The 17,209-nt window shown below is 66.1% G+C and carries 11 protein-coding genes; 4 read left to right on the top strand and 7 right to left on the bottom strand.

The window, feature by feature from the left end; translation table 11 throughout:
* The first annotated feature begins 105 nt into the window (after positions 1–105).
* Positions 106–1,575 (top strand): HAD-IB family hydrolase, encoded by a 1,470-nt coding sequence (locus Q6D67_RS04035; RefSeq protein WP_304704289.1) that lies wholly within the window; start codon positions 106–108, stop codon positions 1,573–1,575.
* Here Q6D67_RS04035 and Q6D67_RS04030 read toward each other — a convergent pair whose 3' ends face one another.
* Together Q6D67_RS04030 and Q6D67_RS04025 are read right to left on the bottom strand one after the other, a co-directional pair.
* Complete coding sequence (locus tag Q6D67_RS04030; protein WP_304704288.1) at positions 1,576–3,315, bottom strand: DUF885 family protein; 1,740 nt, start codon at positions 3,313–3,315, stop codon at positions 1,576–1,578.
* Between the two features lie 61 nt (positions 3,316–3,376).
* Complete coding sequence (locus tag Q6D67_RS04025) at positions 3,377–4,504, bottom strand: zinc-binding dehydrogenase (RefSeq protein WP_304704287.1); 1,128 nt, start codon at positions 4,502–4,504, stop codon at positions 3,377–3,379.
* 107 nt (positions 4,505–4,611) lie between these two features.
* Here Q6D67_RS04025 and ptsP point away from each other — a divergent pair, with 107 nt between their 5' ends.
* Positions 4,612–6,855 (top strand): phosphoenolpyruvate--protein phosphotransferase, encoded by a 2,244-nt coding sequence (gene ptsP / locus Q6D67_RS04020; protein WP_304704286.1) that lies wholly within the window; start codon positions 4,612–4,614, stop codon positions 6,853–6,855.
* A 37-nt stretch (positions 6,856–6,892) separates the two neighbouring features.
* Positions 6,893–7,774, top strand: a complete 882-nt coding sequence (locus Q6D67_RS21720) for a lysophospholipid acyltransferase family protein (protein ID WP_370551916.1) — start codon at positions 6,893–6,895, stop codon at positions 7,772–7,774.
* Positions 7,775–7,790: 16 nt separating this feature from the next.
* On the opposite strand, the gene Q6D67_RS04010 is transcribed toward Q6D67_RS21720, so the two are convergent.
* Entirely contained in the window at positions 7,791–9,152 is a 1,362-nt protein-coding gene (locus Q6D67_RS04010; RefSeq protein WP_304704285.1) for an MATE family efflux transporter, read from the bottom strand.
* A 187-nt stretch (positions 9,153–9,339) separates the two neighbouring features.
* Positions 9,340–9,864 carry a peroxiredoxin gene (locus tag Q6D67_RS04005; RefSeq protein ID WP_304704284.1) on the bottom strand — a complete coding sequence of 175 codons (525 nt, stop codon included), beginning with the start codon at positions 9,862–9,864 and terminating at the stop codon, positions 9,340–9,342.
* Between the two features lie 137 nt (positions 9,865–10,001).
* Between Q6D67_RS04005 and Q6D67_RS04000 the strand changes: the two genes are divergently transcribed.
* Complete coding sequence (locus Q6D67_RS04000) at positions 10,002–13,244, top strand: amidohydrolase family protein (protein ID WP_304704283.1); 3,243 nt, start codon at positions 10,002–10,004, stop codon at positions 13,242–13,244.
* A 180-nt stretch (positions 13,245–13,424) separates the two neighbouring features.
* Here Q6D67_RS04000 and Q6D67_RS03995 read toward each other — a convergent pair whose 3' ends face one another.
* From Q6D67_RS03995 to Q6D67_RS03985, 3 genes are read right to left on the bottom strand one after another with little or no spacing between them, the layout of a single operon-like run.
* Entirely contained in the window at positions 13,425–14,306 is an 882-nt protein-coding gene (locus tag Q6D67_RS03995) for an SDR family oxidoreductase (protein WP_304704282.1), read from the bottom strand.
* A 23-nt stretch (positions 14,307–14,329) separates the two neighbouring features.
* Positions 14,330–15,745: a DUF3482 domain-containing protein gene (locus Q6D67_RS03990; RefSeq protein WP_304704281.1), complete on the bottom strand. Its 1,416-nt coding sequence runs from the start codon at positions 15,743–15,745 to the stop codon at positions 14,330–14,332.
* Positions 15,745–17,139 (bottom strand): DUF2868 domain-containing protein, encoded by a 1,395-nt coding sequence (locus Q6D67_RS03985; protein WP_304704280.1) that lies wholly within the window; start codon positions 17,137–17,139, stop codon positions 15,745–15,747. The genes Q6D67_RS03990 and Q6D67_RS03985 overlap by 1 nt, the downstream gene beginning before the upstream one ends.
* Positions 17,140–17,209: the final 70 nt, after the last annotated feature.

The raw sequence follows: 17,209 nt of genomic DNA, 5'->3' as shown, positions 1-17,209 counted from the left end.
ATGCAGCATAAGGTGAATTGGCAGGGATCTTGCTGCTGGTAGCAGTAGCAAGCACGGCCTTTCCGCCACCGTCCGCAGGGCACATAGCCCGCCAGGAGACACAGCATGAGCGACCGGGTTCTGGAACAGCACTTGAGCACCATCACCAAAGCTGGTGAATCGGGGGCAGTGGCATTTTTCGACCTGGACGGCACCCTGATCGCCGGCTACTCCATCCTCGCGCTGGCGCTGGAGACGGCTCGCGCCGGCCTGGGTCGCGGTGAGCTGCGCCAGTCAGTGAAAATGATCCGGGATACCCTGGGCCAACGGCGGCGCGAGAGCGGCGGCAACTACCACAGGCTGGTGCGGTGCCTGAGCCGGGCGCTGGCGGGGATCTCCGAGGACAGCCTGCGACGGCTGGGTGAACAGGCCTGCCAGCGCCACCTCGCCAGGAGCCTGTACCGGGAAGCGATCAGCCTGGTGGAAGCGCACCGGGCCGCGGGCCACAAACTGGTTATCGTCACCGCGGCCAGCCACTACCAGGTCGAACCCATTGCCCGCCTGTTGGGCATCGAGGAGATCTGCTGCACCCGGCTGGAAGTACTTGAGGGGCGCTTTACCGGCAAGGTTATCAGCCCCATGTGCTACGGCGAGGGCAAGGCCCTGGCGGCGCGGCGGGTGGCTCGGCGCGAGCACACGGGGCTGGAACAGTGCTGGTTCTACACCGATTCCAGTGCCGACCTGCCGCTGTTGAAAGTGGTCGGCCACCCGGTGGCGGTGAACCCCTCAGACAGTCTCGGGGCTCACGCCCGCAGCCAGCGCTGGCCCCAGCTCCACTTCGCCAGCCGCGGCCTGCCGGACATAGAGTCTCTGCTGCGCACGACCCTGACCGGGCAGGCAGTGACGGCGACGGCGCTGGTCGGTGCGATCGGCAAGCGGCTGGGGCTGCCGCGCTTTGCCAACGCCAATCGCGTGACCCAGTTGCTGGGCGATCTGGGCAGCGGTTTTGCCGGGCTGGAGTTTGATATTGAGGGCGCCGAGCACCTGCAACAGCGGCGCCCGGCGATATTCGTGTTCAATCACCAGAGCATGCTGGACGCCATGGTGCTGGCACATCTGCTGCGGCGGGACGTGGTGCCTTTCTGCAAACAGGAAATGTCCGGGGTTCCAGTTCTCGGACCGCTGCTGCAACAGGTGGGGACCATTTTTGTCGACCGCCAGGCACAGAACCAGTCCGCGGTCCTGCAGGAGGCGCAGGCGGTCCTGGCAAGCGGCCGCTCCCTGGTAATCGCCCCGGAGGGCACCCGCAGCACCCTGGGGCATATCCAACCCTTCAAGCACGGCGCGTTTTTCCTGGCGCGCAAGGCCGGCGTGCCCATCGTGCCGATCGTGCTGCACAACGTCAAAGACGCACTGCCCAAAGGCGGCTTCCTGATTCGCCCGGCGACCATTCGCGTCAGCGTCCTGCCGCCGCTGGAACCCTCCGCCATGGGCAGCGTGCGGGATGTCTGCAGCAGCCTGGAGGCGCGCTACAGCAGTCTGCTGGGAGTGTCCCGGGTCGCCGCCCTGCCCCACCAGACCCCCGCGGTGGCGTGATCAGCCGCGCTGGGCGCCGATCCAGGCGTCCATGCGCTGCTCCAGGGCATCCAGGGGAATGGCGCCGGCGCTGAGCAGGTGGTCGTGGAAGGCGCGAATATCGAAGCGCTCGCCCAGGGTCTGTTCCGCGCGCTCGCGCAGCTCCAGCATCTTCAGCTGACCAATCTTGTAGGCCAGTGCCTGACCCGGCCAGCCGATGTAGCGGTCGATCTCGTTGACAATATCCGCCTCGGTCTTGGCGGCGTTGGCCTTGAAATAATCAATCGCCTGCTCGCGGCTCCAGCCGAAATAGTGCATCCCGGTATCCACCACCAGCCGCACCGCCCGCCACATGTCGTAGGTGAGCTGGCCGTAGCGTGAATAGGGGTCCGTATACAGGCCCATGTCGTAGCCCAGACGTTCGGAGTACAGACCCCAGCCCTCGACGAATGCGGTTTCGCCGCCGCTGCTGCGGAACATCGGCAGGCCCTCCAGCTCCTGCGCCAGGGCGATCTGCAGGTGGTGCCCCGGCACCGCCTCATGCACGCTGAGGACTTCCATCTCGTATTTCGGCCGCACCTCGGGCCGATACAGGTTGACGTAGTAGTAGCCGGCGCGGGTGCCGTTGGCGGCCGGGCGATTGTAATAGGCGGTGGTGGTATCCGGCGCGATGGTATCGGCAATCGGGCGCACGCCGTAGGGCATGCGCGGCAGCTTGCCGAACAGCTTGACCAGCTCCGGGTCCAGCCGCTTGGCCACCGCCAGGTAGCCTTCAAACAGCGCTTCCGGGCTGTCGTAGTAGAACTGCGGATCGGTGCGCAGGAACTCGTTGAACGCCTGCAGGTCACCATCAAAACCAACGCTGGTTTTGACCTCTTCCATCTCTTCCAGAATGCGCGCCACTTCGGCCTTGCCGACCTCGTGGATCGCCTCGGGAGTCATGTCGGTGGTGGTAAAATGGCGGGTGAGAAAGCGATACAGCTCGTCGCCCCCGGGCAGACTGCCGATACCCGGCTCATCGCGGCAGGCGGGCAGGTAGGCCGCGCTGAGAAAATCGCGGAACTCCGCCAGCGCCGGGTTGACCTCGGTGCGAATCATTTGGGCTGCGCTGCGCCGGAGTTCCTTGACCTGGGCGGCGGACAGCTCGGGTGGAGCGTTGCGGAACGGCTTGTAGAAGGGGCTGTCTTCGGGCGCGCCTGCGAGCAAGCGATCGATCTGCGCCGGGACGCGCTCCATGACCACACGGGCCTGGGTACGCTGCTGCAGTATCCCCTCCTCCAGCAGTTCGCGGTACTGCAGCAGCAGGTCCGGCAGCCGCTGCAGGCGCACCAGCCAGGCGCGGTAGTCCTGTTCACTGCGGAAATCGATCTGCTCTGGCAGGGTATGCAGGTGCTGTGGGCCGGAGCGCATATTGACCGGCATCAGGTGCAGGCCCAGCTTGTGGGCCTCGCGCTCGCCCTGCAAGCGACCCACCAGCATGGCGTGGCTGAGCTGATCCTGTTCCGACAGCTCCCGCGCGTCGATGGCGGCCAGCTCGGTCAAAAATTCGCCGCGACGGGCATCGCGCTCCACATGTGCGGCAAGGCTCATGTCCCCCCAGCGGTCGTTGCCACTGCGTTCGCCGAGGTGGGTGCGAAGCTCGGGGTTCTGTTGCAGGTGCCACTGCCAGTGGGCGTCGACGATACGCTGGAAGTCGTCTGCCGGCGCGGCGCTCGCAAACGCGGCGCCCCACAGCAGCAGGGCGAGGATGAGTCGGCTCATGATGGCCTCCCGTAACTGAAAGACCACCATGATACCCCGATTGGGCGGGTTTTGCCGACCCTCAGTCCTGGGGCAGCACCAGGTACTTCTCGCCGGTGGCGCGACGGTTGTAGGCGGCGATGGTCTCCGGGTTCAGGGCCTCGGCGAGGGACACTTTGCTGGTGTAGTGGCTGGCGAAGGTGGTCTTGATCTCCGCCGCGACCCGGGTGCGCATCTCGCCGGCTTTCTGCATCCCCACCTTCTGCAGGAACATTGGCAGCAGCCAGCCGCCGATGTTCCAGGCGAAGCCGAAGTTGCGGGTCAGCACGGTCGGCCCCAGGTCCAGCGCGCCGTAGATGTAGAGTTGCTTGAAAGTCGTGGAGCCGTAGCGGTTGTACTCGGTCATCTTGCGCGCGGCGACGGCTTCCATGCTGTTGAGAATGGCACTGCCCAGCTTGCCGCCGCCGATGGCGTCAAAGGCCAGGGTGGCATCGGTGGCGTCCAGCGCCGCCAGCAACTGCTGCTGGAAGTCCCCGGCCTCGGAGTTGACCACATACTTTGCATCCTGTGCCTGCAACAGCGCTGCCTGTTCGTCCTTGCGCACAATATTCACCAGCGGGATGCCGTCGGCAATGCACAGGCGGTTCAGCATCTGCCCGAGGTTGGAAGCCGCGGCGGTGTGCACCAGCGCGCTGTGGTTTTCCAGCTGCAGGGTTTCCACCATGCCCAGCGCGGTCATCGGGTTGACGAAGCAGGAAGCACCCTCCTCCGCCGTGGTGTTGTCGTTGAGCACCAGGCAGGCCTGGGCGCTGACGCAGCGATACTGGCCGAACATTTCACCGCCGAATACGCCCACGGTCTTGCCCAGCAGGGCCTGGGCTGCCGCCGAACTACCGGCGGCGATCACCTCGCCGGCGCCTTCGTTGCCGGCGGGCAGGGCCTGGCCCACCCGTGCCTGAACAATGCGCATGGCTTGCGGCGGGATATCCGCCGTGATGACCGGGCGCTCCGGGGTGCCGCTGCTGCGCGCAGTGCTCATGTCGGCCGGCCCGAACAGCAGCGCCAGATCGGAGGGGTTGATCGGGGCTGCATCGACCCGTATCAGTACCTGGTCCGGCCCCGGCTGCGGAACGGGTGTATCTTCCAGCCACAGGGTAAGGGTGTTGTCGTCATTGACGCGGGTGCGCAACTGTAATCCGGTGTCCGCCATGGCATTGTCCTCTGTTGGTGTACTGGCAAGAGCCTGCCACTATAGCGGATACTGGGACCTTCCGCCGCCCCCACACCACCACGCCAGCACAGGAACGGACCGCGTCGATGAACACACTGCAGGAACTGACCCGCATCGTGCAGGCTGCCGCCCAGGCAGAGCAGACCGAGGACCAGGTCAAGTTGATCGTGGAGGCGATCCACCGTGCCATCAACGTCGACGTGTGCAGCCTGTATATCGCCGCCATCGACGGCGCCATGGTGCTGGTAGCGAGCCACGGGCTGGACCCGCAGGCGGTCGGCTACAGCCGCCTGGCAGCGGGCCGCGGCCTGGTGGGCCGGGTCGCCCAGAGCCGGCACCCGATCAACGTCGCCGATGCCGCCTCGCACCCGGATTTCTGCTACCTGGCGGAAACCCGTGAAGACGAGTTCCGCAGTTTCTGCGGTGTCCCGGTGGTGCGCGCCGGGGCCGTCATCGGCGTGCTGGTAGTGCAGTCGCGGGAAGGAAGGGTGATGTCCGCGGACGAACAGGCCTTCCTCGTTACCCTCTCCACCCAGCTCGCCCTGGTACTGCCGCCGGAGCCACTCGCGGTACACGCACCGGCCACTGCCCTGCGCCGCGTGCGCGGGGTCAAGGGTGCGCCGGGTACCGGTATCGGCAGCGCCTGGCTGTGCGAAACCGCAGACCTGTATGCGGTGCCGGACCGGCCCTGTGAGGACCCGGCAGCCAGCATCCGCGAGTGGCACCAGTTGCTGGCCACGGTCAGCGCCGCTGTCGACAACGAGCGCAAGGCCCTGGGCGAACAGCTCTCCGACGGCGTTGGCGCCGTGTTTACCGCCTACCAGATGCTGCTCAATGACCCCGGCCTGCGCGTGGGCGTAGAGCAGGCTATCGCCCAGGGCCAATGGCTGCCGGGCGCCCTGCGCCAGGTGGTGCACCACTACGCCGAAGTCTTTCTGGCGATGGAAGATCCCTATCTGCGCGCGCGCAACGAGGACCTGCACCACCTCGGCAACAAGCTCTACCAGAGCTGGAGCGGCGCCCCGGAGAACACTCCCGCCGACGACCACGGCCCGCTGGTGCTGACCGGCGCCAAGGTCAGCGTGTCCGATATCGCCGCCTGCGACCCGCAGCGGCTGGTGGGCATCGTCTGCTACGAGGGCTCCAGCCTGTCCCATACCGCGGTACTGGCCAACGCCCTCGGTATTCCCGCGGTGATGGGGACCGGCAAGCTGAAAGGCATCGACAACGGCAGCCCGCTGATCGTTGACGGCAACACCGGCCAGGTGATTCTGTTCCCCAGCCCCTCGGTGCGGCTGGAGTTCGAGCGGCTGCAGCGGGCGGAACAGGCCCTCAAGGGCGAGCTCGCGGGGCTGCGCGACCAGCCGGCGACCACCACCGACGGCGCACGCGTGCGCCTGCTGGCCAACACCGGGCTGCTGGCCGACATCTCGCCGGGGCTGGCCAACGGCGCCGAGGGCATCGGCCTGTACCGCACCGAAATGCCATTCATGGTCAGCGAAACCTTTCCTTCGGAGGAGGAGCAGCTGCACATCTACAGCCAGGTGCTGGCAGCCTATCGCGGACGTCCGGTGTACATGCGCATACTCGACATCGGCGGCGACAAGCCCCTGCCCTACTTTCCCATTCACGAGGCAAACCCGGCCCTGGGCTGGCGCGGCATCCGCTTCTGCCTGGACAACAGCTCGCTGCTGATGACCCAGGTCCGGGCCATGCTGCGGGCCGCAGCCGGCGGCGAGGAACTGCACATCCTGCTGCCGATGGTCAGCAACACCGGCGAGATCAACGCCTTCCATGAAGTCCTCCTGGATGCCCTGCAGCAGCTGCGCGACGAAGGCGTCGCCGTGCGGCGGCCCCAGGTGGGCATCATGGTGGAAGTTCCCGCGGCCATCTCCCTGTTGCCGGCCTGGGCGCCAAAACTGGACTTTGTCTCCATCGGCTCCAACGACCTCAGCCAGTACCTGCTGGCCCTGGATCGCAACAATCCGCGGGTGGCCGGCGCCTACGACCACATACACCCGGCGGTGCTGCAGGAAATCGCCCGCGTCACCGCCACTGCCCGCAACGCCGGGCTGCCACTGAGCCTGTGCGGCGAAATGGCCTCGGACCCGGCGGCGGTGGTGTTCCTGCTAGGCATCGGCATTCGCAAGCTCAGCATGAGCGCGTCCAAGCTGCCGCGGATCAAGTGGCTGCTGCGCTCGATGGCGGCCGCCGACGCTGCCGAACTGGCCCGGCAGGCGCTGACGCTGGACAACAGCGCAGACATCCGCCAGCTGCTCGAGGGCGCCCTGCAGCAGCGCGGGCTCGGCCGCCTGCTCGGCAGCGAGTGATATACTGGCGCCGAAACATTTGCCAACGGACTTCAGCATGACCGCACTGGACCAGGACAACCAGCCCCTGCAGGGGGAGCGCCTGCAGCGCCATATTGAACGCGCACTCGCAGTCAAGACCATCCCCCACAACCGCGATGTGCAGATCGCCTGGCAGATGGTGCAGCGGCTGTTCCGGCCGGTGGTGCGCGGGGTCGACAACATCCCCCCGCAGCCCTGCCTGTTTGTCGGCAACCACAGCCTGTTTGCCCTCGACGGCCTGGTAGTTGCGACGGTCATGCAGCAGCAGTACGGCCGCTTCCTGCGCCCGCTGGGGGACAAGTTCCTGTTCACCCATCCGGCCTTGGAAAAGCTCCTGCTGGAGCGGGGCGCGGCCATGGGTCATCCCGCTGTCTGCAGCGCCCTGATGGCCCATGGCCACGACCTGCTGGTGTTTCCGGGGGGCGCCCATGAGGCGGTCAAACCCAGTCGCCAGCGCTACCAGTTGCAGTGGAAGGAACGCTACGGCTTTATCCGCATGGCCGCAGAACACGGCTATACCATCATGCCCTTCGGCATTGTCGGCCCGGACGAATTCTACAGCCACCTGATCGAGAGCGAGGACTTGCCGGAGTCCCTGCCGGGGCGTGTGCTGCGCCGGCTTGGCCTGCTGACCGACGACACCCGCGCCGACGCCCTGCCGCCGCTGCCGCTGGGGGCCCTGGGCACACTGCTGCCCAAGCCCCAGCGCTGCTACCTGGGTTTTGGCCAGCCGGTGAACCTGGCCCGTTTCAGCAAGCGCAAGCCGGGCAAGGTGCAGCAGCAGAAGATTCGCGACCAGGTGGCGGGGGAAATTGAAGACCAACTGCGGCAGCTGCTGCTGTTGCGGGAGCAGCAGCGCCGCGAGGACAGTTTGCTGCGCCGCATCCTGACGTTCTGACGGGATTGGCCGCGCGCTACTCTGCCAGCACCCGGGCCAGGCGTGACGGCCTGCGCCAGGTCTGCCCCAGCAGACGCCGCAGGTACACGACGGCCAGGATCAGCAGCATCGCGACAAAGCCCCACCAGCTCGCCAGCGGCCCCACTCCCAGCGGCTTGATCATGATGTACTGGCTCACCAGCATCAGTACATGCAGGCTCATGGAGGTATTCATCAGCCAACGGGTATCGCCCGCTCCCCGCAGCACACCGCTGGAGACAAGAATAATCGCGTCCGCCAGCACGTAGGTGGCCATGCCCAGCATCATGCGGCCGCCCAGTTCGGCGATCTCGCTGAAGTCCTGCTCGGGGGTCGCAAACACCATTATCAGTTCCAGACGGAACAGGATAAAGAACACCGCCAGCACCGCGGAATAGCCCAGCGCAATCACGAAGCCCGCGGCAATCACCTGGTTGGTGCGGCTCATGTCGCCGGCGCCGACATAGCGCCCGATCAGGCTGGTGACCGCGATATTGAGGCCGATCAGGGGGACGTAGTTGAGCATGTCCCAGTTGAAGACGATGGCCATGGCCGCGCCTTCCGCCACGCCGTAGGACTGGAACAGCAGCAGGAAAAAGTTGAAGGTTGCCGCACCGACAAAGGTCTCGAAACCGGACGGCAGGCCCAGGCGCACGTAGCGGCGCAGGATGCCGCTGTCGTAGTGAAAGGAGCTCCGCACCTTGAACATCTCGCGATGAATGCGGTTGAAGTAGAACAGCGCGTAAATGCCAATGCTGAACGCGGTGGCGATAACCGTGCCCAGCGCCGCACCGCGAATGCCCATCTCCGGAAAGCCGAACTCGCCAAAAATCAGCACCCAGCTGAGGGGAATATTCAGCAACACCCCCAGGGTGTCGGTGATCATCACCACCCGGGTGCGGCCGATACCGCAGAAATAGGCCGCCGCACAGGCCTTCACCAGGGTGAAGATGGCGCCGGCCATCATCACGTAGTAATACTGCTGTTCCAGCACCACCTGCTCGGGGGGATGGTCCATAACTGCAAACAGTCCGCCCATGAGCCAGGCAATCACCAGCAACAGGGGCTGGCAGGCCAGCGCCATCAGCACGCCCTGGGTCAGTACCCGGGGGCACTTCTCCAGCTGGCCCGAACCATAATACTGCGCCACCAGGGCGGTGGCGTAGGACATGACGCCAAGAAACAGGGACACACTGACAAAGAAGGTGACCCCGCCACCCAGGGCCGAAGCGATATGCAGGGCATCGATCCGCGACAGGAACAGGCGGTCGGTGAAAACCATCAGGGCAAACGCGCTCTGTGACACCACCATCGGCAGTGCCAGACGAAACAGCTCGCGCGTTTGCCCGGTGCTGAGCATTACCCTCTCCACAAATAGGCGCCAATAAACAAACTCGCCCCCACCAGGAGTGGGGGCGAGAGTGCCGGGTCAAAATTTTCAGGCGGGAATTATAAACCGGAGACGCGAAAACGCTAGCTCGGTCGGGTCAGGATGAGACAAATTGCACGAGAACCGGGACGAATGACTCCCGTGCAGTCCCCGCAGTTCAGCGCTTGGCGACGCCCAATTCGCCCAGGGCGGCTGCCATGTCCTGGGCGGCTGTGGCGGGCTGAACCGAGGTATCTATTTTCAGGATGGTGCCATCAACGCCGATATAGAAGGTATGCCGCTTGGCATACCCCGCGCCCGCCAGCACCCCGTAGGCTTCGGCAGCGCCCTTGTCGGGATCGCTCAGCAGTGGGAAATCGGCGCCGGTTTCCTCGGCAAAGCGCTGGTTTTCCGCCAGCGGATCCACGCTCGCCATGAAGTAGCTGACATCGTACTCCCGAATCAGGTGGCCGTTCTCCGCCAGGGACTTGCACTCAACGGTACAGCCGGAGGTGAAGGCACGGGGATACCAGGCCAGCACCACCGCCTGCTTGTCTTTGAAATCTGCCAGCGAGTAGGTGTTGCCGTCGCTGGCGGCGAGGGTGAAGTCGGGGGCCGGATCGCCGACCTCGAGTTCCTCCGCCAGAACCGGCAGGGCGAAAGTCAGGGTCAGTAACAGGGTCAGGGATCGAATCAGTGCCATGGTTTCTCCGGGGATCATCTGGGGCTCGGTTCACTACCGGGCGGATACATAGTATGGTACGTCGTTTTTGCCGGCCGGATCACTTTCCCGCCACGCAGCTGCGACCCATGACAGCAGTATAACCGATGGATGCCAACATGAATCGAACCCTGCGCTCTTGCCTCTTGCTGCTGTGCGGCAGCCAACTGCTGGTACCCGCCCTGTCGGCGGCGGCCGACACCGATGAACCGGGCTGGGACGTCAACCGTCCGGCCTTTTCGGCAGCACCTGTCAGCGCCGAAATCGAGGTCAGCGAAGGCACCTGGATGAGCCTGGACGTCGCCCCGGACGGGCGCCACCTGGTATTCGACCTGCTCGGCGACATCTACGAACTGCCTATCGCCGGGGGCGAGGCGCGCGCCCTGACCTCCGGCCACGCCTGGGACATGCAGCCGCGCTACAGCCCCGATGGCAGCCACGTCGCCTTCACCTCGGATCGTACGGGCGGCGACAATATCTGGACCCTGGAACGCCCCAGTGGCGACCTGAAGCAGATCACTTTCGAGACCTTCCGCCTGCTCAACAACCCGAGCTGGAGCCCGGACGGGCAGTACCTGGCGGCGCGCAAACACTTCACGACCTCGCGCTCCCTGGGCACAGGAGAAATCTGGCTTTACCACGCCGCCGGCGGCGAGGACAACGGCGGCCAGCTGGTGGTACCCCGTCCCAGCCCGACCTTCCAGAAGGAGCAGGGTGAGCCAGCCTTCAGCCCCGATGGCAAGAGCCTCTACTTCTCCCTGAATACAACCCCCGGCGATACCTTTATCTACCACCAGGACAGCAATACCGAGCTGTTCCAGATCCGCCGCGTCGACCTCGCCAGCGGCGAGGTCAGCACCGTAGCGGGAGGACCCGGCGGCGCCGTGCGCGCCACCCCCTCCCCCGACGGCAAGCAGCTGGCCTACGTCAAGCGGGTGCGGGCGACCTCGCGCCTGTTCGTGATGGACCTCGACTCCGGTGCCGAGCGCATGCTGTTCGACGCTCTTGATCTCGACATGCAGGAAACCTGGGCGGTGCACGGGCTCTATCCCAACATGGCCTGGACCCCGGACAGCCGCAACATCGTATTCTGGGCCCAGGGCAAGATCTGGCGCCTGGCAGTCGCCTCCGGTGAAGTAACGGAAATCCCGTTCCGCGTGCAGGACAAGCGCGACATCTACCCCGCGGTGCGCTTCCCGGTCGAGGTGGCACCGGCACAGTTCCGCACCCGCATGGTCCGTTTCGCCCAGCCCTCCCCCGACGGCAGCGCGGTGGTATTCGAGTCCCTGGGCGAGCTCTACGTCAAGCGCGGGGACAGCGCCCCCCAACGCCTCACCGGCGATGCCAATACCGGCTTCGATTATGCGCCGGTGTGGACCCCGGACGGCCGCGACATCCTGTTCCTGCGCTGGAGCGACCAGGACCTCACCCGGGTGCATAGCGTCTCTGCCCGCGGCGGCAAGTCCCGCGCCCTGGACCACCCCAAGGGGCAGTATACGGAGCTGGCGATTTCTGCCGACGGCACTACCCTCGCCCTGCGCAAGCTGGCCGGCAGCAGCCTGCTCAACCCGGAGTGGGCGGTAAAGCCCGGGCTCTACCTTGTGGACCGCACGAGTGGGGACATGAGCTTTGTCAGCGAACGCGGCCGCAACCCGCACTTCGGCCCCGATGGCCGCATCTATGCCGAGGAGCGCGCCGACAGCGCCAGCGGCCGCGGCAGCAGCACCGCCAGCACCACCCTGATCTCCATGAACCGCAGTGGCCACGATGTGCGCGAGGTAGCCAGCGCCGAGTTGGCAACCGCGATTCGGCTGGCTCCCGACGGCCGCCACATCGTCTTCGAGGACGGCCAGCAAATTTACCTGACTGCCGCCACGCCAACGGGCAAGCCGCTGGCGCTGGATGCGGCCCAGCCGGCCTTCCCCACCGTGCGTCTGAGCAAGGTGGGCGGCGCCTATCTGTACTGGAATGCCGACGGCAGCGCGGTGAGCTGGAGCACCGGGCCCGAGCTGAAAACGGCCGCCGTGGACGCAGCCATGGCGCAGGAGTTCGAACCCGGCAGCGCGGGCATCGACCTCTCCATGAACGTGGACGCCGCCAGTCCGGATACGCGCCTGGCCCTGACCAACGCCCGCATCGTGACCATGAACGCGGCCCGCGACGTAATCGAGGGCGGCACCCTGTTGCTGGAAAACAATCGCATCCGTGCGCTGGGTGACAGTAGCCTCTCCATCCCGGATGACTTCCGCACGGTCGACATGGCGGGCAAGACCCTGGTACCGGGCTTTGTCGACATCCATGCCCACGGCCCCTACGGCCGCAGCGACATCATCCCACAGCAGAACTGGAACCTGCTCGCGCACCTGGCGCTGGGCGTGACCACCGTGCACAACCCGTCCAGCAGCGCCAACCTGGTTTTTGCGGCGGCAGAGTACGCCCAGGCCGGCAAGATCCTGGGACCGCGCATCTTCTCCACCGCGGAGATCATCTACGGCGCCAAGGCCACCGCCTGGTCCCCGGTCGACTCCCTGGAAGACGCCCTCGCCCACGTCCGCCGGCTCAAGGCCCAGGGCGCAGTGAGCGTGAAAAACTACAACCAGCCGCGCCGGGACCAGCGCCAGATGGTGATCGAGGCGGCGCGCCAGGAGGGCCTGATGCCGGTGGCGGAAGGCGGCTCGCTGTACCACATGGACATGAACCTGATCGGCGACGGCATCACCGGTATCGAGCACAACGTGCCGGTACTGACCCTGTACGATGACGTCATCCAGTACTGGCGCCAGAGCCAGGCCGGCTACACGCCGACCCTGGTAGTGACCTTCGGCGGGCTGACCTCCGAGGACTATTACTACCAGGACACGGAAGTCTGGAAGCACCCGCTGCTCGCCAACTTCGTCCCGCCGACCGTGTTGCAGCCGCGCTCCGTGCGCCGCCCCATGGCGCCGGAAGCGGACTACCGCGACGACGATGCCGCAGCCGCCGCCAAGGCCCTGCTGGACGAGGGCATTCTGGTCAACACCGGTGGCCACGGCCAGCGCGAGGGCCTGGCCACCCACTGGGAGATGTGGAGCTTCGCCCGCGGCGGCTTCAGCCCGATGCAGGCGCTGGCCGCGGCGACCATCAACCCGGCCACCTACCTGGGCATGGACAAGGATCTCGGCTCGCTGGAGCCCGGCAAGCTGGCCGACCTGGTAGTCCTGGATGGCAACCCGCTGGAGGATATCCGCAACTCGGACCACATCAGCCATGTAGTGCTGAATGGTCGTATCTATGAAGCGGGTTCACTCACCGAGGTGCATACCGGCGACAGCGCCCTGCAGCCATTCTGGTGGCAGGGTCGGCCTGAATCCGAGATTCGCTGAGGCTGTAGGAGCCGACTCTGTCGGCGATCAAATCGCCCGCAGACAAGGTGAATGACCGCGCAGCGGACAGAGAAGGTGGCCTGGGCCAGCGGGCTCCTACAAATGTGCTTCCCTGTAGGAGCGCGGTCCCCGCGCGATCGCCCGCGGAGCGGGCTCCCACAGGGAGGAGCGGCCCAGCAGTTACAGGGAGGAGCGGCGCGGCAGTGACAGGGTGGTGCGCCCCAGCAGGCCGGTGAGGCGACGCACCAGCCACTTCGGGGTCGCCCGTGCGGCCAGGGTGGTGGCGAGATTGAGAGTCCCCGGCACGACAATGGCCTGCCCCTTCAGGCAGGCCCGCCAGGCTTCCTCCGCCACCTCCTGCACGTCCGAGATCACCATAGCCGGCAGGTTCCGCAGCGCGCTGGACCCCGCCTGGGCTCTGGCCACCATATCGGTAGCGGTGATGCCCGGGCACAGGGTGGTCAGGGTTACACCGCTGCCGCGCAGTTCCTCCCCCAGCGCTTCGGACAGCGACAGCACATAGGCCTTGGTGGCGGCATAGGTCGCCAGGCTGGGAATGGGCTGGAACGCGGCGATCGACGCCACGTTGAGCACCCGGCCAGAGCCGCGGTCTACCATAGGGGGCACGAAATGGGCCAGCAGGTCGGTGAATCCGGCCACATTGAGTTGAACCATGGCCTGATGCTCCGCCGGCGTCATTGCGGTAAACGCCCCATGCTGTAACACGCCCGCGTTGTTGACCAGCACATCCACTGCCAGCTTCTGTCGCTGCACCGCCAGCCACAGCTTGCGGGCACTGCCGCTGGCTGCCATGTCCAACGGCACTAAGGTGACGGCAATGGCGTGGCTTTCGCGCAGGGCCTGCGCCAGGGCCTCCAGTTTGTCCTTGCTGCGGGCGACCAGAATCAGGTCGTAATCCTCCGCGGCGATCAGCCAGGCCAGGGTCTCGCCTATCCCTGCGGACGCACCGGTAATCAGCGCCGTTCGGCGCGCGCGGGAACTGGCGGTACTTTCGGGTGCCGGGGAGCGGCGGGCGCGGCGGGGTTTCTTAGTCGGGCTCATGGCACAAACCTCTCAATGGTGGTTCAGCGATCGCGCTGCAGGCACTGCTGTTCGATCAGCGCCGCCAGCTGCTCCCGGCGCTCCGTCATTTTTCTGCCCCGGCGCAGGTCGGCGAACAGGCGCCCGAACTGGCGCCGCAGGCCGTCATCCAGGTTGGCCAGTAGCTCGCCGCGCAGGTTCAAGGGACTGCGGTCGGCATGGGTGCGGCTGCACAGCAGCTGATGGTGCAGCAATGCGCGGCCCAGCACCACGAAGGGGAAATTGAGATTGCGGGCGGGGCCGTAGTGCAGTTCCTTGCCGCCAGTGGGGATGCCCCGGACCCGGATCTCGCCGATGTCGTTGGCATAGCGCATCGCCGCAATACCGCTGCCGGCAGCGCCCAGTGCGCCGGACACCAGAGTGCCCAGGCCGCCCAGCAGGCCACCAGTGGCGCCGTCGATTACCAGGCCGGTGCCACCGCCTACCATCGCCCCCACCGAACCCGCGACCGTCAGCAGGGAGCGCCGATCCAGACCCCACAGATACCAGTCCTCGACATTGAACAGCTCCGACTCCTCCAGCGCCAACCCCTCCTCGGTACGGTTAAGATTCGTCCAGGAGAATTCCTCCTCCACCCGACGCCGACACTGCCGCTCACGCTCTGCCAGATGGTGCTGGTAACGCTTGAACAACAGCGCCTGGACCGGCTCCTGGGGCAAGCCCCGAGGCACCTTCTGCGAAGTCTCGAAGGTAATCGCCTCGACAATCAGATCCGCAATCAGCAGGCTGGCAGCGCGGTGCTGACCCGCTCTCTCATCGCGCAACACCGCCACGGCCCGCGCCAGCGAGTCGCGCCAGTCCGGGTCCAGATGCCCGAACAGCTCCAACAGTTCCAGCTGTTTGGTCAGCTCTGCGCGCTGGGCGTTGAACTCGCGCACGGTGCGAAAGTACTGGCCCAGGCCCGCGGTCCACTCCGCGGCGAAATCGTCGCTGTCGATGGGGTTGATCAGCGCCAGGCTGGGGCGCCCGGTCCAGCGCAGGATCTCCATCTCCGCTTCATAGTCCGCACTGAAGGGGACCGAGCCATCCACCACATAGATGATACCGGCGCCGTTGACGATCGGCCGCAACAGCTCACATTCATCGTGGAAGCGTGGGTCTGCGCGATGTTCCTCCACGAACTGGCGGACCGCGGCGGGACGCGAGGAGGCATCCGCGCTGTTGGCCTGGAGCCAGTCCAGCACCGCTCTGGCACGCTGGATCCCCGGAGTATCCACCAGCACATACAGGATTTCCTGGTCCACCCGCATGGGAAACTCGCGGGCGTCGCGGGTGGAACCGGCCCGGGCATCAATGAACACCGAGTCGTCCCGGGCCAGGGTGGCGACAATACTGGACTTGCCCTTGTTGGGGCGTCCGACCACGGCGAAGAGTGGGGCGGCCATCAGCGGGGCTGCCATCAGCGTTGCACCCGATTCAGGAGCTGCACATCGACGCTGGCAAAAGGCAGCGAACGGGCGAAGCTGCGCCAGTCTTCCACCTTGCGGTGGGGAATCGCCCTGCCCGGCAGCGGCGCCAGCAAAACCGTGCAGCGCGGTACAGCGGCGAGTGGCTTGAGCAGGTCACGCAGCTCGCCCAGGGGTGGCTCCCAGGCCTTCACCACCAGCAATAGCCGCTCGCTGGCCGCCACCGGCAATTCCGCCAGCCGGGCAAGATCATCCTGCAGCGCGGCGGCACCAACCACCAGAACCTGCCCGGGGGGCACCGTCATCAGTTCCTCGAAATCCGCAGGACCGCCCGGGCCCAGGGCGCCGCCGTAATCCAGCAGCAGCAGGCTGGCGTCGGTGGCCGCTATTCCCAGCGGTGCCGGTTCCAGCTCCAGGGCAGCCGGTGCACCCGTGGCCTCAGTGGCGCGCGTGCGGACCAGCGGCGCCTGCATCCGCGCCAGCACCTGTTCGGCGCCGGGGTAATGCAGAAAACTGCGCGCCAACAGGCGCCGGGAGAACAACCGTGACAGAACCCACAGCAGCAGGCGGGGCAGCAGCGCATACACCAGCAGGCAGGCCCACAGGAAAGGCCACCAGCCGCGCATACTCTCGATGTCACTGCGGTTGAGGGCAACCGTGGCCGGGTGAAAACGACTGTTCGCCACCACCTCTGACGGCACGGTGGCCAGAGGCAACCAGGCTGACCAGGGCAGCGCCAGGGTTTCGGTCAGGCGCTGCACCAGGCCGGCTCCGGGATTGAAGGTGGAGCCCCAGACAAAGCTGAATTCGCCGAGAGCCGGCACCAGCAGAAAGGCCAGCGCCGCACCCAGGGTGAACAGGGCGCCCAACTCCTGGCCGTAGCGCAGGAACAGCATCCGCAGTACCGGCTGGGCTTCCCGCAGGGTACGCCGGTCCGGCAGGCTGCGCTGCACGATCCAGCGCCCCGGATGCAGCGGCAGCGCCATCGGCACATGGCCGCGGACCGTGCGCCACATCATCACCGCGGCCAGCAGGCTGAGCAGAAATTGCAGCAGCACAAACAGCGCCAGGAACAGGAACACGTTCACCAGGGCGCGTTCACTCCCCAGCAGGAAGCCGGCCATGGCAGCGAAGCCGGCGAGCAGCGCCAGCAAGCGCGCCAGCAATGCAGCCGATGCCTCCGACAGAGGCTGCAGGACCGTAGTCGCAACTGCCGGAGAAACCGTATCCAGCCAGTGCAGCAGACGCGGCAGCGCTGCCGCGTCTGCCTGCTCGGCCGCCACGGCTCGATCCCGCTCCCGCAGTGCCGCCACGGGCTGTTCCCGGTCCTGTTCCAACTGTGCTGCCAACCGGTAGAGGTCCCCCAGGTTGGGCCTGCTCTGTGTCATTGCGGTTTGCTCTATATTCGCGGGCGACATGTCCGTGTACGATACAGGCATTCTGCCGGCATGGGGAGTT

It is taken from the genome of Haliea sp. E1-2-M8 (assembly GCF_030649675.1).
Classification (GTDB): domain Bacteria; phylum Pseudomonadota; class Gammaproteobacteria; order Pseudomonadales; family Halieaceae; genus Haliea.
Note: the sequence above shows the minus strand (reverse complement) of the source record. Positions and strands in the feature narration are given on the sequence as shown.